19 protein-coding genes are annotated in these 25,493 nt (G+C 43.8%); 6 read left to right on the forward strand and 13 right to left on the reverse strand.

Annotated elements, in window-relative coordinates:
• Positions 1-65: 65 nt before the first annotated feature.
• The 5 genes from U5K72_14735 to U5K72_14755 form a co-directional block, all read right to left on the reverse strand.
• Positions 66-818, reverse strand: a complete 753-nt coding sequence (locus U5K72_14735) for a platelet-activating factor acetylhydrolase IB subunit (GenBank protein MDZ7720068.1) — start codon at positions 816-818, stop codon at positions 66-68.
• A gap of 133 nt (positions 819-951) precedes the next feature.
• On the reverse strand, positions 952-1,635 hold the full coding sequence (locus tag U5K72_14740; GenBank protein MDZ7720069.1) for an OmpA family protein: 684 nt from the start codon (positions 1,633-1,635) through the stop codon (positions 952-954).
• Positions 1,636-2,607: 972 nt separating this feature from the next.
• Positions 2,608-2,988, reverse strand: coding sequence for a CrcB family protein (locus tag U5K72_14745; protein ID MDZ7720070.1), 381 nt, complete (start codon positions 2,986-2,988; stop codon positions 2,608-2,610).
• Between the two features lie 3 nt (positions 2,989-2,991).
• Entirely contained in the window at positions 2,992-4,437 is a 1,446-nt protein-coding gene (locus U5K72_14750; GenBank protein ID MDZ7720071.1) for a Gfo/Idh/MocA family oxidoreductase, read from the reverse strand.
• A gap of 15 nt (positions 4,438-4,452) precedes the next feature.
• Positions 4,453-4,803 carry a rhodanese-like domain-containing protein gene (locus U5K72_14755; GenBank protein MDZ7720072.1) on the reverse strand — a complete coding sequence of 117 codons (351 nt, stop codon included), beginning with the start codon at positions 4,801-4,803 and terminating at the stop codon, positions 4,453-4,455.
• 155 nt (positions 4,804-4,958) lie between these two features.
• Between U5K72_14755 and U5K72_14760 the strand changes: the two genes are divergently transcribed.
• Entirely contained in the window at positions 4,959-6,131 is a 1,173-nt protein-coding gene (locus U5K72_14760) for a DUF3095 domain-containing protein (protein ID MDZ7720073.1), read from the forward strand.
• Positions 6,132-6,236: 105 nt separating this feature from the next.
• Positions 6,237-7,400: a histidine kinase dimerization/phosphoacceptor domain -containing protein gene (locus U5K72_14765; GenBank protein ID MDZ7720074.1), complete on the forward strand. Its 1,164-nt coding sequence runs from the start codon at positions 6,237-6,239 to the stop codon at positions 7,398-7,400.
• Positions 7,401-7,406: 6 nt separating this feature from the next.
• Here the strand turns inward: U5K72_14765 and U5K72_14770 are convergent, their stop codons facing one another.
• Entirely contained in the window at positions 7,407-8,924 is a 1,518-nt protein-coding gene (locus U5K72_14770; protein ID MDZ7720075.1) for an alpha-L-fucosidase, read from the reverse strand.
• A 284-nt stretch (positions 8,925-9,208) separates the two neighbouring features.
• On the opposite strand from U5K72_14770, the gene U5K72_14775 reads away from it, so the two are divergent.
• Entirely contained in the window at positions 9,209-9,883 is a 675-nt protein-coding gene (locus U5K72_14775) for a DUF4159 domain-containing protein (protein MDZ7720076.1), read from the forward strand.
• Positions 9,884-10,632: 749 nt separating this feature from the next.
• Here the strand turns inward: U5K72_14775 and U5K72_14780 are convergent.
• A complete protein-coding gene (locus U5K72_14780) occupies positions 10,633-12,198 on the reverse strand; it encodes a Na+/H+ antiporter NhaC family protein (protein MDZ7720077.1) in 1,566 nt (521 codons plus the stop codon).
• Between the two features lie 800 nt (positions 12,199-12,998).
• Here U5K72_14780 and U5K72_14785 point away from each other — a divergent pair.
• Entirely contained in the window at positions 12,999-15,236 is a 2,238-nt protein-coding gene (locus U5K72_14785; protein MDZ7720078.1) for a Na-K-Cl cotransporter, read from the forward strand.
• 475 nt (positions 15,237-15,711) lie between these two features.
• Here the strand turns inward: U5K72_14785 and U5K72_14790 are convergent, their stop codons facing one another.
• Positions 15,712-16,344, reverse strand: coding sequence for a methyltransferase domain-containing protein (locus U5K72_14790; GenBank protein MDZ7720079.1), 633 nt, complete (start codon positions 16,342-16,344; stop codon positions 15,712-15,714).
• A 233-nt stretch (positions 16,345-16,577) separates the two neighbouring features.
• Positions 16,578-17,624 (reverse strand): methylmalonyl Co-A mutase-associated GTPase MeaB, encoded by a 1,047-nt coding sequence (gene meaB, locus U5K72_14795; GenBank protein ID MDZ7720080.1) that lies wholly within the window; start codon positions 17,622-17,624, stop codon positions 16,578-16,580.
• A 308-nt stretch (positions 17,625-17,932) separates the two neighbouring features.
• Between meaB and U5K72_14800 the strand changes: the two genes are divergently transcribed.
• Positions 17,933-18,538, forward strand: coding sequence for a hypothetical protein (locus U5K72_14800; protein ID MDZ7720081.1), 606 nt, complete (start codon positions 17,933-17,935; stop codon positions 18,536-18,538).
• Positions 18,539-18,555: 17 nt separating this feature from the next.
• Entirely contained in the window at positions 18,556-19,602 is a 1,047-nt protein-coding gene (locus tag U5K72_14805; GenBank protein MDZ7720082.1) for a phosphatase domain-containing protein, read from the forward strand.
• Between the two features lie 109 nt (positions 19,603-19,711).
• On the opposite strand, the gene U5K72_14810 is transcribed toward U5K72_14805, so the two are convergent.
• The 4 genes from U5K72_14810 to U5K72_14825 all read right to left on the reverse strand — a co-directional run bounded on the left by U5K72_14810 (position 19,712) and on the right by U5K72_14825 (position 25,327).
• Positions 19,712-20,470 carry a TerC family protein gene (locus U5K72_14810; protein MDZ7720083.1) on the reverse strand — a complete coding sequence of 253 codons (759 nt, stop codon included), beginning with the start codon at positions 20,468-20,470 and terminating at the stop codon, positions 19,712-19,714.
• A gap of 204 nt (positions 20,471-20,674) precedes the next feature.
• On the reverse strand, positions 20,675-21,043 hold the full coding sequence (locus U5K72_14815) for an endonuclease domain-containing protein (protein ID MDZ7720084.1): 369 nt from the start codon (positions 21,041-21,043) through the stop codon (positions 20,675-20,677).
• 155 nt (positions 21,044-21,198) lie between these two features.
• The gene (gene scpA, locus U5K72_14820) at positions 21,199-23,352 is read right to left on the reverse strand and encodes a methylmalonyl-CoA mutase (GenBank protein MDZ7720085.1); all 2,154 of its coding nucleotides are present in this window, start codon (positions 23,350-23,352) and stop codon (positions 21,199-21,201) included.
• Positions 23,339-25,327, reverse strand: coding sequence for a methylmalonyl-CoA mutase family protein (locus tag U5K72_14825; GenBank protein ID MDZ7720086.1), 1,989 nt, complete (start codon positions 25,325-25,327; stop codon positions 23,339-23,341). The genes scpA and U5K72_14825 overlap by 14 nt, the downstream gene beginning before the upstream one ends.
• Positions 25,328-25,493 lie beyond the last annotated feature (166 nt).

Consider the following 25,493-nt stretch of genomic DNA (forward strand, 5'->3'; position numbering starts at 1 on the left):
TTTATATGGATCTTAAATATTATAGTTTGAAAATATTGGGGTAACTTCTCCTATTTAAAATCAGGCTAATAATTTAATAAATTCTCGATTTTAGGCTGCATCGCTTCTGCCCAGAGCTGATACCCATATTCATTCGGATGAAGCAGATCGGGCATGATCTCTTCAGACAAAACCCCATCTTCATCCAGGAATGTATCGTTGATATTTAGAAAGTGAACGCGTTCGCCATCTGCAAATTGCTCGATTCTATTATTAATTTGATTGTTCAGTTGACGCAATTCACCATCGGGAGAAGCTTCTCTCGGGAAGATAGCTAACAGCAGTACTTTTGTGTCGGGCAAGCGGTTCTTTAACTCATCCAAAATCATCTCAATTCCTCTGGCTGTGCACTCGGGCGGGTCTTGCCGGTGGCCGGTATTATTTGTGCCGATCATTAGAATTGCCAGCTCTGGATCAATTCCATCTATTTCCCCATGCTGGAATCTCCACAACACGTTTTCTGTCCGGTCTCCGCTGAAGCCGATATTGTATCCACCAAAGTCGGCGTAATATTCATCCCAAACTTCTTTGCCTGTGTTTTCCCATCCGTGAGTGATGGAGTTTCCAATAAAGAGCAACCTTGCATCTTCTCGTCCTTCTTCTTCCAATTTGGCTTCATGGCGGGGCATCCACCATTCCACAGCCCAATCTTCCTGCAGAGTTGCAGGAGTTAAAGCGGGTGAATCAGCCGGACAGGTTTGGGCCGATACTTGCGTGCAGGTTAGTATGAATAGAAAAAATAAAAATGCCGGCAAACGGTTTGAGATATTCTCTTTCATAGCGAGTATATAATTAAAGGGATCGTCGATTTGTAATTTCAATCAACCTAAAATACTAAAATCCCTCTTTTAGTAAACTGGAAAGATGAACCTCAAATTTTCACCGGCATTCGCTGCACCAACTCTTTCAACTCTACGAGTCTTCTTGAGCTTCCTGCAGTTCAGAGATATATTCATCGCTGGCGTAGATGGCCACCTCAACCCGTCGGTTTTCCTGCCGACCCGCTTCGGTATCATTATCAGCGATCGGTTCGCTTTCTCCACGGCCTTCTGTATCTACACGAACAGCTCCGATTCCCTGCGAAATAATATAGTCGGCGGCTGAGTCTGCGCGTCGTTCACTTAAATTCTGGTTGTAACTTTCCTCTCCAACAGAATCAGTGTGGCCAACAATCAGGAGTTCAGTATTGTCATCCTCACCCATGATTTCCGCCAACTGCCTTAAATTTTCCTTTGCTTCTGGCCTCAGTTCGGCTGAGTCAAAATCATACAACAGGCCGGTGTCAAAACTGACAGCAATTCCCTCTTCAACCCGTTGGATTTCGGCACCTTCAAGGTTTTCTTCGAGTTCTGCAGCCTTCTTATCCATTTGGCGTCCGATAATAGCACCGACCGTACCACCAACCGCTGCGCCGGCAATAGCACCAGCCGCTGTGTTTCCAAGAGTTTTACCAATAACCGCACCTGCTGCTGCACCGGCACCGCCGCCAATAACGCCGCCCTTAGCCGTTTTGCTCCATTCAGAGCACCCGGACATAAGAAGTGAAAAAACTAATATTGCTGAGATGATAAAAGATAATTTTGATGTTCTATACATATTTTTTCAGTTCGTTAATATCTCATTCGTTGGTTCTAAACCGCTATTAATCCAGATTGTTTCTCAATCACAGCATTAGAATCGTCAAAATCTTCGAAGAGTGATGTGATTTTGCGAGTTTGCCTGAAGCCGACTAAGAATCAATTGTTAAGAAATGAAGAATAGTGTCGAGTCAATAATCAAATGTTGGTTAAAAAGTACACTACTTTCTAAGGAGGGGATTTAGAGGTGATATTACCCATGTAATCTTAAATCTTTAAAAATTACGGGTATGGGTGGCCCCGACATTGAGTTCATCAAATTTTTTGGTCATAAGATGTTAAAAATCCTGTGAAGTTATGAAGGCCAGATATCCGACTCTGAAAGAGTCTAAAGAGCACAGCCCCAGGCAGAGTGAGGAGATAATCCGAACGCCGCCTGGGGGTAGGAGGCAGCAAACAACCCAAACCCGAGCCGCCGGATGTTGAAAAGCTTCGTATGAGTTCGAGGGTTGGATTGACCGGCGTATTCGGGATTCGGAGGGGATAGCCTTTGCCACGGTATTTCCGGAACCCCTCGATAATAAGTGTTGCCCGTCCGTGGTCCACCGTCTCGGGGTCTCTTCTCATGCTTCTTTATCCCCGGGCGTCGTTCGTACACTCACTCTGCCCGGGGCTATGTTCTTGCGCTCTTTCAGAGCTTTTCGTTATAGCTGCAAATCTACAGTTCTCTGTTTGTACAGATGGATCAAGACCAAATAAAAACCTAAAGACTTTATCTATTGGCTGGCAACAGTTTACATCAAAAATAGAATATATGGGTGATATCAGGGATTTAGGGGTGGTTCAAATTTCTTACCATTACCATAATTTATTCAGAGCAAAATACCTCTTTCATAATGAGGGGAAAATTATAATTCCATACAGTAAACCGAATTTTAATACTCGACATAGCACCAAAGGCTGCGATAAATAGAGGATGAGTGCCTTTTGATTAAACGAACCATTTTCCAATCTCAATTCCGGCCCACACTGCAGCAAAACCGGCGACCACCTGGAAGCCCATATAGATGATTCCTTTTTGAAGTGAAAGAGTTGCAACTTCAAATCCTTCAAGGCCGAAGGAGGAAAATGTTGTGAATCCACCCAGAAAGCCCACAATCAGAAAGAGCTTGAGGGTGTTGTCCATCATCCCTTTTTCCTGCAGAACGGTTGCAACAATTCCTATCAAAAGGCAGCCAGTAATATTTACAGCAGTGGTTCCTGAAACGAGCCAGTTCGGTCCGAGTAGTTTGAGGGTCCACACAGATGTCAGGTATCGAAGAACAGACCCGATGGCACCGCCAGCTGCAATGAAAAGGAGATTGCGAATCATGAATTAGAGCACTGGAAATTTCCAGGGATTTCTGTAATCAGATGTCAAGAGCTCATTCGGTTGATTTACATTGGTAATTTTTCTGGCTTGATGATCCCATTCGAGTCGTTCTCCGGTTCGATAAGCAATATTACCAAGGTTAGCCACAACTGCTGTATTACTGGCGAGTGCAATATCTGCATTGGGCCGTTCACGAGTTTTGATGCATTCAACAAAGTTTTTCATGTGATTAAACAGGTCTTCTCCGTTGCTTTGTGTGGTTTCTACTCCGGAGATAATATTTTGAGGATTCCCATCTGAATCGGTTTCCGTCTCTGAAATTACTTCCCAGCCACCACGGTCTATAACGAGAGTTCCGTTATTCCCAATAAAAGCTACACCATGATTACGTCCATAAGGACCGCCATCAATTCCAGCTGCATGTTCCCAAATCATCGAAAAGTCATCAAATTCATAGATCGCTTGCTGTGTATCGGGTGTTTCCATCGCATCATCGGGATATCCGAATTTCCCGCCGGTTGACATGACAGTATTTGGTGCATCTACATTCATGCCGTAGAGAATGATGTCTATCAGGTGAACGCCCCAGTCTGTCATCAAGCCTCCGGCGTAATCCCAATACCATCGGAAATTAAAATGAAAACGGTTTGGGTTAAAAGGTCGGTCCGGTGCCGGGCCCAGCCAGGAATCGTAATCTACCCCTTCAGGTACGGGTTGATCCGGTTTTACAGGAATAGACTCCATCCAACCTTGGTAAGCCCACGATTTGGTTACCCGGATGTTCCCCAAAGCCCCACTTTGCAGGTATTGGATGGCATCATTCCAGTGTTTGCCACTTCTTTGCCACTGTCCCACCTGTACCACGCGATTGGTTTGTCGGGCTGCCTTCACCATTACATCACACTCATCGGTATTTTTCCCGAGAGGTTTTTCAACATACACATCCTTTCCGGCCTGGCAGGCATGCACGGTTTGCAGGCAGTGCCAGTGGTCGGGTGTGGCTATGATCACTGCGTCGATGTCGGGATCTTCGAGCATGCGCCTGTAATCATTATATAGAATGGCTTTCTGACCGGTCATTTCTTCAAAATCAGCAGCACGCTGATCCAGTACATTTTGGTCTACATCACATAACGCTTTGCATTCTATATTTTCTACTCTCAACAGATTTTGGAGATTGTTCCAGCCCATCCCTTTACAACCAATGAGTCCAATGACCAGCTTTTCGTTGGGTGAGCCCGATAAAATTGAAAATGATGAGGAGGGAAGAATAGAGGATGCGCTAAGTCCCATAATTAATTTTCCCGAGTTTGAGAGAAATTGCCTTCGTGTTGCCATATTTCTGAATTGAGTTTTGGGATCAATAGTTACCTGTAATATAATCTCAAAATCACCAATAGGAAATGTAATAAAAAAAGCCGCCTCAAATAGAGACGGCTTCTCAATCAATCAAATATGTCTTCGTCAGGCTTCTTCCCCAACCAGGTTGAATCCGGCTGATCTCCATCCGGCAAGGCCTTCCGGGAAGTCCTTTACGTTGGTATAGCCCATATCTTCAAGTTTTTCTGCAAGTTCGGGTGATGCTGTACAGTCAGCATTTGCACAATAGACAACAATTTCAGCGTCTTTATAGGGGATGACATTTTGAGCCATCTCTGCATTTTCGGTTGGAATGTTGATGGAACCCGGAATATGCCTGGCGATGAATGCATCTTTACCCAAAGCGTTGATAAGAATGGGTGGCTGAGTTCCTTTCAGTCTCTGATTGAGTGTCTTAGCGTCAATTCTTTGGAGTGTTTTAACAGTAGTAGTCATAATCTAAAGGGTTAGATTCAACTTCCTGTTCTAATGTGAATAACAAATGAGATGGAAATGACATTCATGAATAGTTCCAAACGGATTCGATCGCCGAAAACTATTTTTGCTCTATTTGATTCACACAAAAAGTGTGGTATCATTTTGGAAGAATTATGACTGACAACTCGAATTTTTACGATAATCTTCCTGAATTTTCTGATTTCAGAAAGGTATCAGACGGGGCACTTTATCATCCCGTCCCGGATGATTGGTGGATCATAGCCGGGGATATTCGAAACTCTACAGAAGCGATCGAAAACGGGAAGTACAAAGAGGTGAATATGGCGGGGGCGTCCATCATTGCAGGAATCTCAAACCTCTTTAAAGATTTTGGTTCGCTGCCTTTTACGTTTGGCGGAGACGGGTCAATTGTACTTGTACCCGATCAAAAACACTCTGAGATCAAACAAACTCTGGCATTTTGCAGGCAGGCCATTCAAGATAGTTTTGGGTTGGATATGCGCACAGGTTCAGTTCCTGTTGCCGATGTGCGAAAAGAGGGGCTCGATGTGAAAGTGGCTAAAATGAGGCTATCGGAAACCACCAGTCAGGCGGTTTTTTGGGGTGATGGACTGGAGTACGCTGAATCACTCATCAAAGACAAGGAAAAAGATGAGGATGAACCACAAGATGGGTATGTAGCAAATTTGGAGGGACTGGAGTGCAGATGGCAGGAGATACCGCCGGACCAGGAGGAGATTACCTCATACATCATCAAAGCAACGGGAAAAAACGACACTGAAAATTCGGAGATCTATGAAGAGTGTCTGAAAAAAATTGATGATATTTACGGATCGCTAAATGATCGAAACCCAATTTCGGAGGCGAAACTTATTTTCAAAAAAAGCTGGAAGAAACTGGCGGTTGAGTGGAAAATAAGAACGTGGAAACCCACCCTGAAAAAGAAGCTGAAATACGCCTGGAAACTTCTGTTTCAGCTAACCTCCGGCATCTACCTGATGAAGAGTAATACGGAGACGAAAAATACCGATTGGGGCCGCTATAAATCGGACCTGATTAAGCATGTGGATTTTCGAAAATTTAGTGAAGCTCTGAGATTTGTAGCTTCGGGAACATCAGAAGAGAGGATGAAAGTGGAAGATTTTTTAGAGGAGATGCATAATAAGGGAAAACTGTTTTATGGTGTGCACAGCTCCAACAGCCTTATTATTACCTGCTATGTAACGAACTATCACAGGGAGCATATCCACTTTGTGGATGGTATGGATGGCGGCTATGCCATGGCTGCTAAAAAAATGAAAAAACAAGTTAAAGAGAGTCGTTAGAGTCGTTAATTTTCAGATCAACCAATTCATTGATACATTTACACACTCGTTATCGTAAACGTTTACTAAATATGGCTTCAAAAAGCCCCGCAATTATCCTGAACTATGGACGAAAACCAATCGAGTGATTTTCAGAACAACGAGAATCTGAATCATCTACTGGAGCTTATTGGCCAGATTAATTCTAACCTGGAGATTAATGATGTTCTTCAAAATATCATTGAAGCGGCCAAAACAATTACTAACAGCGAAGCCAGCTCTGTCTTTTTGTTAGATAAAGAGACGGATGAACTGATTCTTACCGTACCGACGGGGCCGGTTCGTGAGAAAGTTCACGGACAGCGTTTCCCAAAAGACCAGGGAATTGCCGGTTGGGTAGCTACGAATGCAAAAGCTCAAATTGTAAATGACGTATCATCGGACGAACGATTTTACGGTGACTTTGATCCCGGCGCTTTTACAACCCGAAATATTTTATGCGTTCCAATGAAAAATCAATCCGAAGAGGTCATTGGAGTCTTGCAGGCCATAAACAAAAAGAATGGAGCCGGTTACCGGGATAGCGAGGTGTATCTTTTCCAGGCACTGGCACACCAGGCCGCTATTGCTATTACGAATACGCGCCTTCATGATGAACGAAAAACGTTGCTGAGTGAAATTCACCACAGGGTAAAAAATAATATGGCTATAATATCCGGTTTGATTCAGCTTGAAGCTCTGAATGAACCGGATGAAGCTGTTCAAAGAAAGTTGTTGAAAAGTGTTACGCGCATCTCCAGTATGGCGGCCGTACATGAGCAGCTTTACGAATCGGAGAGTTTATCGCGGTTGAACTACAAAAAAAATCTGAAGAAAGTTGTACAAGAAACCATTCAAACTTTATCAGCTTTGGGGGATATCTCAGTTTCTTACGAATGTGAACCTGTCGTTATAAATATTAATCAGTCTATTCCCTGCTCGCTGATTGTAAGTGAGGTTATTTACTTTCTTGCGAAGTTTGGTTTCCAGGAGGTGGAAGATCCGGCAATAATTATCTCGCTATTTGAGAAGGAGAAAGAGGATGTTCAGGTTAACATTCAGGATAACGGAACCTCTATCAAAAAATATCTAACTGACGAGGAAGGTGACGGAGTTGGTTTTCAGTTGATCCAGGTATTGTCCCGGCAATTAGAAGCGGAGTTTGATTATACCGAAGGAGATGCAGAGAACAAGTTTACGTTACGGTTTAGTAAGTCTGATCGAGGAGGAGCGGGAAGCCACTTTTTGTAAGTTTTTCTACTCCGTTCGAACTTTAAAAACAATCGCTTTCTCATCCGGAGTTTTATTGGGCATTGTAACTGTTAATGAGTTATCGTTCTGATTCCAGGCAATCTCTTCAGAACTTCCTAAGACGGATATTTCTGAAATGGCTTTTCCATCTAAGTTACCGGCGTTGAGTTCATCAAATTGAAACTCTGTATTTGCTCCCGGCCATCCGAGGATCATCGCATAAAGAATATCACCCCGTCGGGTGTATCGAACGTCTTCTGCTGTAAATCCTTCGGCATCCGTCACTCCTCCAAATTGCCCTTCCTGTAGTTGAGTGGGTCCTTCTCCGTACACTATCCAGGGACGGCTGCCATAGATCGCCTCGCCATTTATTTCGAGCCAATCTCCGATTTCAAGAAGCACTTCTTTCTGATTTTCGGGAATGGTTCCATCAGCCATTGGAGAGATGTTTAACAACAACTGACCATTTTTACTAACAATATCAATCAACGAATGCAGCACAATGGATGTACTTTTAATCCCGAGCCCTTCCGTGTAGCACCAGCTTCCCATGCTGATGGTGTCATCCGTTAAAAAGGGATGCTCATTGATCTCGCTGGCACGGCCTTTTTCATAATCCAACACACTTACACTCAGGGGAAGGTCCTCCTGTTTTCGGGTCACAACCACATCCTTATCCCACTCTTGAGCCTTATTGAAATAGTATGCCAGGTAATCTGTCTGAACGCTATCCGGGATTTCATCCAGCCAGGAATCAAACCACATAATATCGGGCTGATATTTATCGATTACCTCTTTCAACTTATTATTCCACATTTTAAGGAACTCCTCCCGGGGTAAATATCCATATAGGATGGCTCTTTTCGGATCATCCAGCAGGGATGGATAATGCTCCATCACATAAGAATAATGCCCGGTCCACTCATCTTCTCCTTCCGGTTTCCAAAGGTTATTTCGTGCATGGTGAAAGCTGGTGATCAATTTCATGCCGTGCCCTCGTATAGCTTCAGCTAATTCTCCTGTGATGTCTCGTCTGGGACCCATATCGGCGGCATTCCAGGGAGTGATTTCGCTGTCCCACATCGAAAAGCCATCGTGGTGTTCGGCTACCGGGCCTGCAAATTGTGCTCCGGCTTTTTTAAAAAGCGAGGCCCACTCCTGTGGATCAAAATTTTCGGCTGTGAACATCGGTACAAAATCAGGATAGCCGAATTCAGAAGGGGAACCATAATTTTCAGTATGAAATTCGAATACTTCTTGTCCCCATGTTTCCTCTCCCTGCTCTTCTAAATCTGGTGCATACATGTGGCGGGGATACCACTCATTGTTAAAAGCCGGCACCGAGTACACTCCCCAGTGGAAGTAGATTCCAAATTTAGCATTCCGAAACCAATCAGGGGCTTCTGTATGTTCGGACAGCGATTCCCAATTGGGTTCATATATTTTTTCATCATCTGCAGATTGTGCTAAAATAGCTGTGGGGATTAAACCCAGAAAAACGAGAGTCAGAATCAATTTATTCATAAAAGTTAGGATGGTATGATGGGTAAAATTTCAGGTATACCTTGGCTAACGTTCTGTCAACATCGGATTCACAGATCATCATAGACTTCCGAAGTCTGCCGAAACGTTGCTAAAGTTAGATCCTTGTTTCAATAACGAAAGTATTGATGTTGTTCTGTAAGACTTCGGAAGTCTTATCAAATTCAATTATACTGAAATAGTTAGTAGATTTCGTGAGTAAAATATGAAGAGACGATTACTTCCGTTATTTGAAAAGAATTAATGATACTTGAAAGATCTTTTGCATGTATAAAAAACTTTTTTACTCAGTACTGCTTATTTTTTTGATGTTTCCTTCCACCTATCTGTTTGCACAAAATGATGATGGATTCAAGATTGCCAGAGTGCAATATCGCGGAGGCGGGGATTGGTATAATGTGCCCTCATCTCTAACGAATCTGATTGAGTTCACCAAAAACCGTGTACCGATCAGTATCAACGCGGAGTATGATGATGTACAGCTTGGAAGCCGGGATATCTTCAACTATCCATTTTTGTTTATGACGGGGCATGGCAATATCACCGTGAATGATGCCGAGATGGAAAATCTTCGAACCTATCTCGAGAACGGTGGTTTTCTGTATGTGGATGATGATTATGGGATGGATCAATATGTTCGAGAAATTCTGCAAAATATTTTTCCGGAAGAACGGTTTTTTGAGCTTCCGGCCAATCACCCCATCTACAGCAATGTCTATAATTTTCCCGATGGCCGTCCGCCAAAAGTGCATGAGCATGATGGCGAGCCTCCACAGGCATTTGCCGTTTACAAAAATGGCCGCATGGTTTTGCTCTACACCTACGAATCCAATCCCTCTGATGGCTGGGCATTTGATGAATTTGATAACCCCCAGGATGTGACCGATGCGGCGCTGCAGTTTGGTGTGAATTTGCTGGTGTATGCGTTGACGAATCCTTGATTAGATCTCAAGAACCTGACAGAGTACGAAGCGGAGCGAAGTTCCTGAGAGTTCGCATCTCCAAAAAGATTCATTGCGAAACAAAAGTACAACTCTGGCAGGAATCCAAAAAGCGGATACTCTGCCAGGTTGTTTGACTTGAAGAATGCTTGTGGAAAGTTTTTCACGGCTCAGGCGAGCCGTGTTACATAGATCGGCTCGCCTGAGCCGATTAATTGTTTGGAAGTTCTCTCTTGCCTGTCCCGAAACTTCCTATCGTGTGGACACATCTTCTACATTATTCAATTATATACCAAGATCCTTGTGAAGCCGTGCAGGCATAATAAGCTTATCATGAGATCCCTCCATGCGTTCGCTACGCTCTTTAGTCGGGATGACACAGGATGTGGTGGGTATCAGCGGCGGGCAGTACATGACCGTGTTTGCCAAACACGACCCTGTATGCCCGCCGCTTCCATCACCCCTTGTCGTCGTCATCCCGACTAGAGAGCGCGAGCGAACGCATGGACGGGATTTTACTGATCAGGGTCTGCAGCTGGAGGGATCTCTGATAACTATTGATCATTGATTCCGGTAAATGTCTTAAAGATAAACTTGTGTCCACACGATAGGACCATTCGGGGAGAGGGGATTTAGGGGTGTGTCAGAATTAAGCTGAAAAAAGAGCAAATGATGGTTTCACATGAACCCACCCCTGATAGCACGCTGAACGCTTTGCTATCTGTCCCCTCCCAAGAGGGGAGTTTTCATCAAACAAAGAAAACAACCATCAATGCATAGCTAATAATTGCCAAAAGTCCTGCCAAAATTGCCAAAGGAAACTGCGTGGTTACGTGGTCCATCAGATCGCAGCCGGTAGCCAGCGAGCTCAAAATGGTTGTATCGGAAATGGGCGAGCATTGATCGCCAAATACGGCGCCTCCGATTACGGCGGAAAAACAGAGTGTCAGAAAAAACGGATCGGGTACAACCGCCCAGGCCAGCGGAACGGCAACCGGGAACACCACTGCGTATGTGCCCCATGAGGTTCCGGTTGAGAAAGCAATAATCATACAGAGAACCATCAAAACACCGGGGAGAAAAGCGGGAAGTACGAGATCACCCAGGATAGAAACCACATAGGGGGCTGTCCCCACAGCATCTGCCACTTCTTTAAGAGATACTGCCAGAGCCAAAATAATAGCTCCGATTGTAACCCCTTTACACCCGTCAATAAATCCATCAATTACCTCCTGGAGTTTCATCCCTTTCGCCATGGCAATGCCTAAACCTACAAGAACGGCCATCACAAATGCTTCGGCGATGAGAAGTGTGGGATCTTCTCGCTGCCCCATAAAGAAATAAGAGACCACAAAGGGAATGATCGCAACTCCAAGCAAAGCCCCAATCGGACCAAAGAAATCAATCAGGCCGGGATTGTAATCTTCGGGGACTCTTTTTTGAGTGAGTTCATCGGCGGCCATTGGGGTAGCATCGGAGCGATCCAGCGGACCGCCTTCCCTTGCCCGTTTAATGGCAGTGCGCATCTTTTTACCGGGAACCCACGGCAGTTTCTCCCACGCAAAAAGAAGAGTAATCAGGATGGCAAAAATGGCGTAAAAGTTGTATTTGATCGCATCAAAAAAGAAGATCACACCATCCATCGGTTCCGAAAACATCGGAAGGGTTCCCACAACTAATCCGCTCACATAAAATGGCCACACGTTAAAGGGTATCAAGGTGGCGGCTGGAGAGGCTGTAGAATCGACCATGTAGGCCAGCTCCTCGTGGGAAACCTTGTGCTTGTCGGCTACCGGGCGAACTGTTGCCCCTGTTAATACCGTGCTGATGGTTCCGCCCTGGTGAAAAATGAGGCCCATAATCCAGGTGAAAAACTTTGCGGTTTTAGGGCCGCGTACCATCTTGTTACTGGCCCATGTGGCAAACTCTTCTGCTCCGCCGGTGCGGGTCCAGATTCCAATCAAACCGCCCAGTGCCCACAGGTAAACCAGCAAAATAAGCGCAAAACTTTCGGTACCGATGGAGGGAATTAAAAAACTCTGAACAATATTGACCTCTCCGGCAATCACCCCGCCCAGGCAAACGCCAATAAAAAGTGCACTCACAACCTCCCGGGTCCAGAATGCCAAAACAATGGCAACAAGCGGGGGCATGACAGACCAAAAACCGTAATGCCCATCCTGTTCGGGGAAAGCATCTGTAAATCCGAGATAAAACCCGGCAATAATCAAAGCGATAAAAAAACCGGTAATAATACGCCGGCGGTTTTTAGGATCCCCAAATCGGCTCTGAATGTAGTTTTCGGTTTGAGTCATGAGTGTTGATAATTATGAGTTCGGTCTGAAAATTTGTTAAAGATATCCGAACGGGAATAAAATAGCTATCAAGCTACAGCTTTCAGAATGAATAACTGAAGGATGGTTGTGAGTTGTTCTAAAGTTCGAAGTTTGGGATGAGATTTTACAGAGAGAATCACACCTGTCCAAAACGTTTCTCCCTGATCAGCTAATGCGGAGTACTTATTTAGCGCGAAAGACGCTCGGTTCAAGACCATTCATCGTTTCGCCCTCTCCCGCGGGAGAGTATGTGTTTAGCGAATGACTGTCAATCTAACCGTTGAATAGAGAACCTTGTAGAGTATGGAATACCGATATGCGATTGGAGATATTCGATCTCAGATATACGATCTGAACCTCTTCTTCTAGATCTGCAATCGAATATCGCATATCTCCAATCTGAGATCAAAAAAATTCTGCATTCAGCCGCTAAACAGATACGCGGGAGAGGGGCGAAGGGGTGAGGGGGACACACCGGTTTTGCCAGTTGATTCGATTTTTATCTACAGATCGCTAAACAAATACAATGCTGATCCGTTGAATAACGTTTATTAGAAATTTTCTCGAAAGTTTTTTTAAGTGTATTTTAACCCCCTATTTTTGAACTGTTGTATTCGCTAAAATGGAAATGGGTTTAAAGATTCCATTCAGTTAACTTTACAAAACATCTCTAATTTTTTGATGCTTTTATTCAGGCATTTTTTTTAACAGACTAAGCGTCCCGTATTTGTACTGCAATTTTACCGGTTCGCACTAAATTTTTTAACATACTATTTTAAATGAAGAATCCTTTTCGAAGAAATGCTCCTGATCAGGAGCATGTAATATCGCCACACAAAGGCGGTTTGGGTACCTTTGGAGGTGTATTTACTCCCTCTATTCTTACCATACTTGGGGTTATCATGTACCTTCGCTTTGGTTGGGTCGTTGGTAATGTCGGGCTGATAGGAACCCTTCTGATTGTTACGATAGCAACATCCATTACCTTTCTCACAGCCCTTTCCATAGCTGCTATTGCAACGGATCAGCGTGTTCGTATTGGCGGGGCTTATTATATGATCAGCCGCTCCCTGGGTATTGAATCGGGTGGGGCTATCGGAATTCCGCTTTATATTGCCCTGGCTTTTTCCGTGGCTCTCTACACTGTTGGTTTTGCCGAAAGTGTAGTCGGTGTATTTCCATCACTTGATATGCAAGTAGTAGGTATAATTACTACGGTTGGAGTAGCCGCATTGGCGCTAATCTCTGCAAAAGTGGCCATCCGTGCCCAGTACTTTATCATGTTTGGGATTGTATTATCGCTGTTATCCCTCGCTTTCGGGAGCCCGATTGAACAATCGAACATAGAGATGTGGGGGGCCTCTAATCAGAATTCGGAAGGATTCTGGGTTGTGTTTGCTGTGTTTTTCCCCGCTGTTACAGGTATTATGGCCGGGGTTAATATGTCGGGTGACCTGGAAAATCCGGCCAAATCAATACCCCGGGGTACATTTTATGCCATTGGGGTGGGATATCTGGTTTATATGGCTTTACCCATTATTTTGGCAAACAGGGCCGATGCACTCACCCTGATTGAAGATCCGCTGATTATGCGCAGGATGTCGTATTGGGGAGATGCCATTCTGATTGGTGTTTGGGGAGCCACCTTGTCCAGTGCGGTGGGAAGCATTCTGGGAGCTCCGCGGGTGCTGCAGGCCCTTGCAAGAGACGGTGTGTTACCCCGCTGGCTCAGGTGGCTGGGGCGCGGCGACGGGGAAGACGACTCCCCCCGTATCGGTACTCTTCTTACATTAGCTGTTGCACTCGTTGCAGTATGGTTTGGGGATTTGAACCTGATTGCCCCTGTACTTACCATGTTTTTTCTAACCACCTATGGCGTATTAAATATTGCGGCCGGTATCGAACGGTTACTAAAAAGCCCTTCATTTCGTCCCAAATTCGAGGTCCACTGGTTTTTCTCCCTTTTGGGTGCTGTAGGATGTATCGCTGTTATGTTTTTAATCAATGCAGTGGCAACCGGTATCGCATTTTTGTTCGTAATTATAATTTATACGTGGCTGCAGCAGCGGGAAATGAAAGCGGCCTGGGGAGATGTTAAAAATGGCATCTGGATGGCGATTACTCGTGCAGGACTAATGCGTATCAGTGAAAGTGAGGAATCAAAAACCTGGCGGCCGCATCCCCTCGTACTTTCCGGAGCTCCAACGAAACGCTGGCATTTAATTGAGCTTGCCTCTTTGCTAACCCACAATCGGGGAATCTTAACCACTGCCACTATTTTAACGACCAAGAATATTAGTTCCGAACGAAGAAAAAATATGGAGTCTAATATCCGAGAATTTTTAAATAAGCGAAGTGTCCAGAGTTTAGTCAGAGTAACAACGGCTCCCGATGCTTTTGAGGGCGGCAAACGACTGATAGAGTCGTATGGATTAGGTGCCTTGGTTCCAAACACGGTGATTTTAGGTGACAGTGAAAATGAAGAACACCGGGAAAAATATTGCGATATGATCGCCCATATTCACAACCAGCAACGGAATGTGATGGTGGTTCATGATAATGAAGAGAAAGGGTACGGAAATCGCAAATATATTGATATCTGGTGGGGCGGCTTAAAAGGGAATGGCGGACTGATGATTATTCTTGCCTACTTGTTGCAAAGCAGCCGGAACTGGTATGACGCGGAAGTACGCCTCAAGATGGTGGTGGACGATAAAAAAGCAGAAGAAGATGCAAGAAGAAACCTGATACAAATTACGGATAAAATCCGTACCGGAGCTAAACCTGAGGTAATTGCTGCAAACGGACGTACTTTTAATGAAATACTCCACGAATCATCCAGTGATGCTGATTTGATATTTCTTGGAATGGCCGAACCAGATAACAATTTTCCTACCTATTATAAAAGTTTACAGCAACGTTTAAGCGGGTTGCCTACCACTATTATGGTTTTGGCCGCTGAAGAAATTTCGTTCGGAGAGGTATTAATGCAGCAGGATAATTTCCAGGAAGAGTAGAAAAAGATTTGAAAAAATTACCAAAGGGTGGAAAACGAAAGCGAGCGAGGGAATTAAACGTGTGAAAGAACAGCTTGGGCTAAGCACATCTCCGGATACAAGCGGAGAGAATTGAGCAAAACCCTCTTTTACAGACCCTGAAAAAAATCATTCTGAATTGAATTCAGAATCTCTAAGTTTTTTTTAGGCAGATGGATAATGGGTGAATACTGAGATTTAATTGCAGTGAGGTGGATAATGGGTGAATACTGAGATTTAATTGCAGTGAGGAGGTCTTCGGATGAATGCGTTAGCTAAGATTGACAGTGAGTTCTCGCACTCATCCGGTATTTGCCGGGTGGCTTTTTTCTTTGAGGAAGGGAAATAAGACATGGTATTTTTAAGAAGTGGCAATGTATTTCTTAGCTGATAAAAAAATCTTGTTCAAAACAATACATTTATTTGGCAAGAAAAATACCATGTCTGATAAGGCTACTTAACCAAATTCACATCTTACAAACAAAAAATTCCACCAGCGATAGCCCCAGGTATCCTCCTCAATCACATCAAAATCATTTTCCGTCAACAGGTCTTTCAGTTCAGGAAGGGTCCGGCTGTTGATATTTTGAGGGGTGAGCCAGTCGATAAGTTTATTAGCAATTTTGAAGGAACCAACCCGATTCCAGTCCAGCAACCAAAGAGTTCCTCCGGGTTTAATAATCTTGCTGAAATTTTCCAGTACACGGGATTGATTGGTATAATAATGAAAGGAGTTCAGGCAGATAATTTGAGAAAATGAATCTTTATCAAAAGGTAACTCTTCCGAATAGTAGCTGGTAAACTCAACCTCATCCCGATATCTCAATCGGTATTTTGCGCGTTCCTGCATATTAGAAGAGGGGTCATTTAGCACCAATCGTTCAAACGGGCCAAACTTCTCCAGTATCTCCTGCGCCAACAGCCCGGTTCCGGCACTGCTATCTAAAATTTCATCACTTGAAGAGAGCTCTATTTTATCCAGAAATTTTTCATGCGTGTGTTGCAGATACGATTTGTATTGCCTGTCGTACTTTTCGGCAAGCTTGTCGTAATAGTGAACGGTTTTTTCTGATGCAGTATTCAAGAGCATTTGGTGCAAATTTGATTTGCTATCGCTAATGTAGTAACAAGTAAATTAATATAGTGTCAGGATCAATAAATCAATTTAATAGCCCACCTGAGAAGAGGCCACAAAAGCACAAAAACACTAAAAATTTTGTGATTTCGTGTTTTTGTGGCTACCTGATTGGCTATAATTTTGTAAAGATTGTACCACTAACGATCTATGTCCATTTTTTGTTCTGCAAAAAACTCCATTATTCCTCAAATAGTTTCAAAAGCTTCCGATGCAGCCTTAAAAGAACTGATGGAACCGGCCGCAACTTTTTCCTCTAAAACGGGGAGTTCTTTTTCAACTTTTGGATCCTGGAAAAAAGTCTCTTTCAGTTGGCCCTGGATCGCCTCATGCATCCAAAATACAGATTGTTCTTTTCGGTTTGATTCGAAATAGCCATTTTCTTTTGTGAGGGTAAAATACTTTTGAATTTCAGTCCACAACTCTTCAAGCCCAACTCTTTCAAGTGCTGAACAGGTAACGACAGGCGGTTTCCACCCTGACTCGTGGGCGGGAAAAAGGGAGAGTGCATTTTTATACTCCTGCTTCGCCTGGTTTGCTTTCTCAATATTTTTTTCATCCGCTTTGTTAATGGCAATCATATCTGCCATCTCCATAATGCCGCGCTTGATGCCCTGTAACTCATCCCCGGCACCTGCGAGCATCAGCAGCAGAAAAAAATCGACCATCGACTGTACCGTGGTTTCGGATTGGCCCACCCCCACAGTTTCAACAAAAATGATATCGTAACCGGCCGCTTCACAGAGCAAAATTATTTCGCGGGTTTTTCGTGCTACACCACCTAACGTGCCGCCGGTTGGTGAGGGGCGGACATACGCATTTTTATGTGCCGATAATTCCGGCATACGTGTTTTATCACCCAATATACTACCCTTGGATCGGCTGCTGCTGGGATCAACCGTGAGGACTGCCAACTTTTTGCCCTCCTCAAGCAGCTTCTTTCCAAGACTTTCGATAAATGTACTTTTCCCCACTCCCGGCACACCGGTAATTCCAATCCGGATAGAATTTCCCGTATCTTCAAGACAATCTTCGAGGATCTCCTCGCCCAATTTACGGTACTCACCACGAGTGCTTTCAATCAGCGTGATAGCCTGGGAAAGTACGGTTCGATTGCCGGTCTTTATTCCATCCACAAACTCCTTCTTACTCTTCAGGGAACTTTTTTGTGCCCTAAAGTTTGGGTTGATGGAATCGGTAAATTTGGAATTAGATTTTTTGTCGGGTTTTGACATAATGTAAAAAATGGTTTTAAAAATTCTCCCCTTGAGGGGAGTCCGCCTTTAGGCGGGAGGGGTGTAAACGTGTGTATCCGAATTCACGTGAACACCCATCAAATAACTCCGCTGATCGCTCTGTCATTGTCTCCCCAAGGAGACATTATTACATCTTATTTAAAGTACAATCTTTAATACATTCATTTTGCCACTAAAGCACAAAAACACGAAAAGGTACATAGGAATTTAAACTTGATAATTTTTTCATTTTTGTGATTTCATGTTTTTGTGGCGATTCTTAACAAAGTGTTAAATAAAGTGATTTTATGATATTTAAAAGCTCCGAAATTCGATGGTTCTCGACAGGCAAAGAGATGCTGTGGAATTTTTATGTAAATCTGCAGGAGAAAGGTGAGGGTAACAGGGAGCCGGATCGGACCGATTATTATTTGAATTCACACAGCATAAACACGGGAATTAAAATCAGAGAGGGGAATCATGAGCTGAAAGTGAAGTGTGCGGAAGACGAAGAGCTTGATTTTGGGATCATGGAGCATTGGATCAAGTGGAGCAGATCCGAAGAGAAGAATATTCTCAACACGATTGACGATTCTATGCTCGGGGATTGGATATCCGTTAAAAAGAAACGTTTTAAGAAGACATACAAAATCATCAGCCAGGATAAAATTGAAATGAGTAAGGAGGGTTTTCCCGCCGAAGGTTGTGGAGCTGAATTTACCGAGATTCAAATTCAGGGATTGGAAAAACCGTTTTACACTGTTGGACTTGAGGCTTTTAGTTCATCGAGCCGTGAGCGTGATAATTTGTTGAGTTTGATTAATCACCTGGATCTCGATTTTTCATCCTTCGATAAAAAAGATTCATATGGATATCCTGAATTTCTGAAAAGACTTGATCGCAAATCTGAATAACCGCTCGAAACCCGAATATGCTGAAAGATTTAATCATAAAAGCAGAGAGGAGATATGATAAGGTAAAATACAGGGTGAAGAGCAGGCTCAATCTATTTAACGACGTTATCCTGTTTCCATATCGCGGGTTTGGCAACCAGGACGATGCATTTCTTCGAGGGCGCGTGCTTGAGAAGGAGGAGATTATTCACGGTGATAAAGTTGTGCCAAATACGCTCTATTATAACCTGAAGAAAACATGGAAGCGATATGCCAGCGATGAAATTCCGGGCGTGGGTGTGAAGGGTACATTGAATGGAGTAGAGGCAGATTCCGTCAGTGATCATGAAGGCTATTTCGATCTTCATTTTAAAGATCTCCAAGCTATGAATCTTGATGATGGCTGGCATGATGTTGAATTAGAGATTACGCATATGCCGTTTAATCTGGATTTTGAACCGGAAACTATCGGCGAGATTTTCATCTCAAAACAAATAAATCCATTCGGCATAATTTCAGATATCGATGACACGATTATTCACACCGATATTATCAATAAAATTCAAATGGTATTGAATACAATTCGATACGATTCGGAAAATCGGGTGGCTTTTGAGGGGGTTCCCGAACTTTATCGGGCGCTGACCGTTGATAATGAAAATCCGCTTCTTTTTGTATCTGGCAGTTCGTACAACCTGTATGAAATGCTGGATACGTTTTGTCAGCTCAATGGTATTCCCAAAGCACCTTTTATGCTTCGTGATTTGGGATTTGGTCCAAGCCAGTGGATTAGGGAGAGCTCGTATTCTTTCAAAACCAAAAATATTAAAAAGATTCTGGAGGTTTACGATAGGTTGTCATTCATCCTGATTGGCGACAGTGGCGAACAAGACCCGGAGATTTACCTCAATATCCATAGAAAATATCCCGGCCGGGTGAAGGCGATATATATCCGCCATGTACACTCCGATGCCAGAAGGCGGGAGATCGCAGAGATGACAAAAGATCTGGATATTCCCTTTCTGTTGATGGAGGATTCTCATCAAGCGCTGGAGCATGCTGAGAGCAAGGGATGGGTTTCGTGAAAGACATTGTATTTTTTCTTATCAGCAAGCAAACTTGATCAGCAGAAAAATACCTGCCAATTTTTAATCTTTTTAATTGCAAGAAAAATACAATGTCTGATAAGCAAACTTACTCCGCCGGCCCATCCTCAAAACGTTTCCTTAATTTCACAGGCTCATCGGCATCTTTGTTTTTGCGGATTCGCATGTTGACCAGTTCAACTAAAAGCGAGAAAAATACCGCAAAGTAGATGTATCCTTTTGGTACGTGGAACTCAAACGCTTCAATCATCAGCATGAAACCGATCAAGATCAGGAAGGAGAGAGCGAGTACTTCCAGAGCAGGATGTTTTTTGATAAAGCTGCTGATTTTTTCGGCAAAGACAATCATCACACCGATTGCAATGGTGATGGCAATGATCATTAGCAGGACTTCCTCGGTTAAACCAATGGCGGTGAGGATACTGTCAAATGAAAAAATCACATCCAACGCCACAATCTGGAAAATAACCTGGCCAAATGTTGCGAGTTCTTTCTGTCCCTTTTCATCATGTTGCCCCTCCATTTTATGATGAATTTCAATTGTACTTTTAAAGATCAGGAATATCCCGCCAATAAAAAGAATGAGATCACGAAGGCTGAAACCCATCTCGAAAATAGTGAAAACAGGTTCTGTAAATCCAATAACCCAGCTGATACTGAGTAACATTGCAATACGAAATACGAGGGCCAGAACCAATCCGGTGGTACGTGCTTTTTGCTGCTGATGAACAGGCAGCTTGTTCGATACAATGGAGATGAAGATGATGTTATCGACTCCAAGAACAATTTCAAGAAAAGTTAAGGTGAGGAGAGCAATCCAGCTTTCGGGAGTCAGAAAAATTTCCATGAATATAGATACTTGATATTAGGGTCAGTTTAATAAGCGAATATACAGATTGAGCGGGAGTTTTACAGGGCGCAAATAGATCTCCCCTTGAGGGGAGTACCGCCTTTAGGCGGGGAGGGGTGTAAGGTACACATCCAAAATCACGCGGACACCCCTCAAATAACTCCGCTGAACGCTCCGTCATTGTCTCCCCTCAAGGGGAGATCAGGTATTCAGCTCAATCCAGTCTTCAATGATTTTGACAACTTCATCTATGTTTTTACGAACGTCTATTTCTTCAAATCTCAGAAATCGAATTCCGAGATCCTCTAATTCACTTTGTCTTTCTAAATCCTCTTCAGAAGTTTTAGAATGATCATGTGAACTTCCATCAATTTCAATGGCTAATTGAAGTTCATGGCAAAAGAAATCAACAATATACTCGTGTATTGGAATTTGCCTGTGAAACTGATATCCAAGTTTTTTCCCTCTGATTTCCTGCCAAAGAAGGACTTCACCCAATGTCATATTTTTTCTCAGCTTCCTTGCCAGCTTCTTTAGTCTGGGGTTATAAGGATGAACTTTGTTTGGCATAGATTTCTTTATTGTTGTGATAAAAATCTCCCCTCGAGGGGAGTACTCCGCTTTGCGGAGGGTGGGGTGTAGAAGTCGTGACTCAGTTGAACACCCCTCTGATAGACTCGCTGGACGCTCGCTAATCTGTCTCCCCTCGAGGGGAGATCAGGTGTTCATGTAGAGATCTGTGGTTTCTTATCCAACATTAGCTTTAAAATTTTCTTTGCTGCTTCGGGAATCACAGTTCCGGGTCCAAATACGGCAGCCACGCCTTTGTCATACAAATATTGATAATCCTGGTTGGGAATGACACCGCCGACGATGACCATGATATCTTCACGTCCATAATTTTTCAGCTCTTCCATCACTTGTGGCACAAGGGTTTTGTGCCCTGCAGCCAGGCTTGATACACCAAGGATATGCACGTCGTTCTCCACGGCTTGTTTGGCGGCTTCTTCGGGTGTCTGGAAAAGCGGACCGATATCCACATCAAAACCAAGATCGGCGAAACTGGTGGAGATCACTTTTGCGCCGCGGTCGTGTCCGTCCTGACCCATTTTTGCAATCATAATTCGGGGACGACGTCCTTCCTGCTCTTCAAACTTATCGGCAAGTTTCCTGGCCTCATCAAATACTTTATTCTGTTTCATTTCGGATGAATACACCCCGGAGATTGATTTTATGGTTGCCTGGTATCGGCCGAACTCTTCTTCCATCGCCATGGATATTTCGCCTAAAGAAGCGCGTTTACGGGCGGCATCTACGGCCAGTTCAAGAAGATTTCCATTGCCTGTTTTTGCACATTCGGTGATGGCATCCAGCGATTGCTGAACCTTCTCTTCATTCCTCTCAGCCCGTAACTTTTTAAGCCGTTCAATCTGAGACTTTCGGACTTTTTCGTTGTCCACTTCAAGAATATCGATTGGTTCCTCTTTTTCCAACCGGTATTTGTTTACACCCACAATGGTTTCCTTCCCGCTGTCAATTCGCGCCTGTTTTTTAGCGGAGGCCTCTTCAATCCGCATTTTTGGAATGCCTGTTTGAATTGCTTTTGCCATTCCGCCGAGCTCTTCAACTTCTTCAATCAATTCCATGGCTCGCCGGGCAAGCTGATCGGTCAGGTATTCCACATAGTAGGAACCGGCCCACGGATCAACAGACTTTGTGATTCCGGTCTCTTCCTGAAGAACCAATTGTGTATTTCTCGCAATTCGGGCGGAGAAATCGGATGGCAGCGCAATCGCCTCATCAAGCGCATTGGTGTGCAGTGATTGAGTGTGTCCCAGTGCGGCGGCCATCGCTTCAATGGCTGTACGTGCTACGTTATTAAAAGGATCTTGCTCCGTGAGGCTGTACCCTGATGTTTGACTGTGTGTTCTCAGGGAAAGCGACTTCGGATTTTTGGGGTTGAACTGTTTCATTAATTGCGCCCAGAGCAAACGTCCTGCACGGAGTTTGGCAATCTCCATAAAGTGGTTCATTCCAATCGCCCAAAAGAAAGAGATACGCGGGGCAAAATCGTCGATATCCAAACCGGCTTTAATTCCCCTGCGAACATATTCCAATCCATCAGCAATCGTGTAGGCCAGCTCAATATCAGCGGTAGCACCGGCTTCATGCATGTGATAACCGCTCACACTGATAGAGTTAAATCGCGGCATTTTTTGGGAGGTATACTCAAAAATATCCCCTATAATTTTCATGGACGGCTCCGGCGGATAGATATATGTATTTCGAACCATGAACTCTTTCAAAATATCATTCTGTATGGTTCCGCTCAGTTTTTCCGTCGGAACACCCTGCTCTTCGGCGGCTACAATGTAAAACGCCATAATCGGGATTACGGCACCATTCATGGTCATAGAAACCGACATCTCATCCAGCGGAATCTGATCGAACAGGATCTTCATATCCAGAATGGAATCGATGGCTACCCCCGCTTTTCCCACATCGCCGGTTACGCGTGGATGGTCAGAATCGTATCCCCGGTGAGTGGCCAAATCAAACGCAACGGAAAGGCCTTTCTGCCCGGCCGCCAGATTTCTGCGATAAAAGGCGTTAGATTCCTCTGCTGTTGAAAATCCTGCGTATTGACGAATTGTCCAGGGCCGAACGGTGTACATGGTAGAATAGGGTCCGCGAAGATAGGGCGGAATGCCGGCAGCAAAATCGAGATGCTCAACAGATTTTATATCATCTGCTGTAAATTGATCTTTAACCGAAATCTTTTCAGGTGTTTCCCAAATATTCTCTTTTGTAGTCGAAGAACGGCTCTCTTTTTTCTTCGTTGGTTCGAAAGGTATTTTTGAAAAATCAGGTCGTTTCATGGTCTTTCTCCATTTCAAACAGGTCGTTTTGAATGTTTAACAGCATGGCCGGGATATTCATGCTTTTGTGTATGAACAGATCTATTCCTGCAGTTCGGTATCTCTCTTCGTTGTCTCCCGGATGCCCGGCAAGGATACAGATTCCCTTATCTGCAAACGCCTCGCAGAAGGGTTCAATTAAATTTTCATACTCTTTATCCGAACTGCAAAGAACAAAGATATCAGCATCGCCGGTTTCAATTTTCTCAGTTGCTTTATTGATAGAATCATAACCGGTCGGGTGATCGATTGTAAATCCGCCGCAACCCAGTGTGTTATGTGAGAAGGTAGCTCGGGCGTTTCTCCATTTCACGTCTCCGACCGGAATAAGATGTACAACAGGTTCAATGCCGGTTTTCTCAGAAAGTGAATCGGTTCGGAGCCGGATTTCATCAAAAATGGCTCCGATTCTTGTTTCTTCAATTGTCTGGTAGAGTACTTTTTCTGGTTTAAGCATCGACTCTATAACATCTCCAACGGTAGCTTCTTTTTTAAAAGCTTGTTGAAGAGATTTGATCAGCTTATTCCCGGCTTCGTTAAACTCGTAATCTGTCAACTTGAGTGAATCTGCGAAGGAGCGCGGGTCGCTCACATCGGGAAGTTCCTCTTCTGCATTCGCATAATAAGTAGTACCAACCAGTATATTTTTTCCGCGGTTGACGGCATCCTCACGCTCTTGTTCAGAACGATTGATCACTTCCTGGATGGATCCGTTTTTAAGGGATTGCAGAATTCCGCCCTCATTTTCAATCGATTGAAAATATTCCCATGCTTTTTTGGCGATGGTGGAGGTCAGGTTTTCGATGTAGTATGATCCGGCAGATGGATCGGCCACCTTATCAAAATGGGACTCTTCGCGCAGAATGTACTGAACATTGCGAGCAATTCTCCTTGAGAACTCTCCGGGTGTGGATTCAAGAAAATCATATGGATGAACCATCAGTTGATTGACTCCGCCCAGAACGGCCGACATCGATTCGGTAATGGTACGAATCAGGTTGTTATGCTGATCGGTCAGGGTTTTATTTGTTTTTGAAGTTTCTGCTATGACAGTTAACTCAGGTGAATTTTTAAATCCATAGGCTGCCATCAGCTGATTCCACAAAAGTCTGATCGCACGGAATTTGGCAATTTCCGGAAAATAAAGTGGTCCGGCGGCCAACCGTACAAATAAGGTATTTACCGCGTTTTCTTTATTCTCTTCATCAATTAAAGACAAATACTCACTGGCAGCAGCAAGAGCTATTCCCAACTCCTGCACAATAGTTGCACCGGCACGATGATAAAACAGTCCGTCTGCACAGAGAGTTTTCATATTCTTCTGAGAGGCAAGATCGTTTACAATGGCTTTTAATTTTTCTTCTCCTATTGGCAGCCGTCCGCGTTCTGCAATGTATGCGAACGGATCGAAGATAAACTTTGAGTTTGAAAAATTCTTTGAATGATTTTTCATCATTGCCACGAGTGCGGGTGTGGTCATTCCCGAATCGAATGTGAAATCAACATTTTCCACTTCAATCCCATCCATGAATCGATCGAAATCAGTTTGTTTTTGAATTTGGGCACCGTGCATATCGCCCCCAAGCATTCCGGATTTCCATGAAGATTTCGATTGGATGTAAAACGATCCCGATTCTTTGCGGATCGCTTTTTTGATTGCTCCATTTACTTTTTCGGGGGTAGTTTCATAAATGGGTTCGCAACAACTCCATTTCGCTTTGCTGAGGATGGTGTCTTCGGCATTATGCTCTAAATCCTTTAAATCCTCTCGTGTGTAGAAGGGAGCGGCTTTGAAACCTTCGTGAGGATTCCAGGAAAGTTTGGCTTTATAATCAGCCCCTTTCAGGTCTTCTTTTACCTGTTCTTCCCACTTGATTTTAGATACCGGCTCAAAATCCCACAACCTTTTTTTCTGTCCATTCTTGTTGGTTGTCATGGTCACTCTGTATTTAATAAACCTTATTAATTTAAGATAATCAGACCCGTTGTCTTTCGCTAAAAAATTGCACGATTAAAAAGCGACAAACCGGACTGAAATACATATATTTCTAACACATTTAGGAGTAGAGTGTTAGCAATCTTCTTATTATGCTAACAAAGTT

This window comes from Balneolaceae bacterium (assembly GCA_034521495.1).
Classification (GTDB): domain Bacteria; phylum Bacteroidota; class Rhodothermia; order Balneolales; family Balneolaceae; genus Rhodohalobacter.

Coding starts and splice junctions, on each gene's coding strand:
- U5K72_14760 (MDZ7720073.1), top strand. CDS start 4,959: ATGACTGACAACTCGAATTTTTACGATAATCTTCCTGAATTTTCTGAT.
- U5K72_14790 (MDZ7720079.1), bottom strand. CDS start 16,344: ATGCTCTTGAATACTGCATCAGAAAAAACCGTTCACTATTACGACAAG.
- U5K72_14755 (MDZ7720072.1), bottom strand. CDS start 4,803: ATGACTACTACTGTTAAAACACTCCAAAGAATTGACGCTAAGACACTC.
- U5K72_14780 (MDZ7720077.1), bottom strand. CDS start 12,198: ATGACTCAAACCGAAAACTACATTCAGAGCCGATTTGGGGATCCTAAA.
- U5K72_14805 (MDZ7720082.1), top strand. CDS start 18,556: ATGCTGAAAGATTTAATCATAAAAGCAGAGAGGAGATATGATAAGGTA.
- U5K72_14775 (MDZ7720076.1), top strand. CDS start 9,209: ATGTATAAAAAACTTTTTTACTCAGTACTGCTTATTTTTTTGATGTTT.
- U5K72_14785 (MDZ7720078.1), top strand. CDS start 12,999: ATGAAGAATCCTTTTCGAAGAAATGCTCCTGATCAGGAGCATGTAATA.
- U5K72_14815 (MDZ7720084.1), bottom strand. CDS start 21,043: ATGCCAAACAAAGTTCATCCTTATAACCCCAGACTAAAGAAGCTGGCA.
- U5K72_14810 (MDZ7720083.1), bottom strand. CDS start 20,470: ATGGAAATTTTTCTGACTCCCGAAAGCTGGATTGCTCTCCTCACCTTA.
- U5K72_14825 (MDZ7720086.1), bottom strand. CDS start 25,327: ATGACAACCAACAAGAATGGACAGAAAAAAAGGTTGTGGGATTTTGAG.
- meaB (MDZ7720080.1), bottom strand. CDS start 17,624: ATGTCAAAACCCGACAAAAAATCTAATTCCAAATTTACCGATTCCATC.
- U5K72_14800 (MDZ7720081.1), top strand. CDS start 17,933: ATGATATTTAAAAGCTCCGAAATTCGATGGTTCTCGACAGGCAAAGAG.
- scpA (MDZ7720085.1), bottom strand. CDS start 23,352: ATGAAACGACCTGATTTTTCAAAAATACCTTTCGAACCAACGAAGAAA.
- U5K72_14735 (MDZ7720068.1), bottom strand. CDS start 818: ATGAAAGAGAATATCTCAAACCGTTTGCCGGCATTTTTATTTTTTCTA.
- U5K72_14765 (MDZ7720074.1), top strand. CDS start 6,237: ATGGACGAAAACCAATCGAGTGATTTTCAGAACAACGAGAATCTGAAT.
- U5K72_14770 (MDZ7720075.1), bottom strand. CDS start 8,924: ATGAATAAATTGATTCTGACTCTCGTTTTTCTGGGTTTAATCCCCACA.
- U5K72_14740 (MDZ7720069.1), bottom strand. CDS start 1,635: ATGTATAGAACATCAAAATTATCTTTTATCATCTCAGCAATATTAGTT.
- U5K72_14745 (MDZ7720070.1), bottom strand. CDS start 2,988: ATGATTCGCAATCTCCTTTTCATTGCAGCTGGCGGTGCCATCGGGTCT.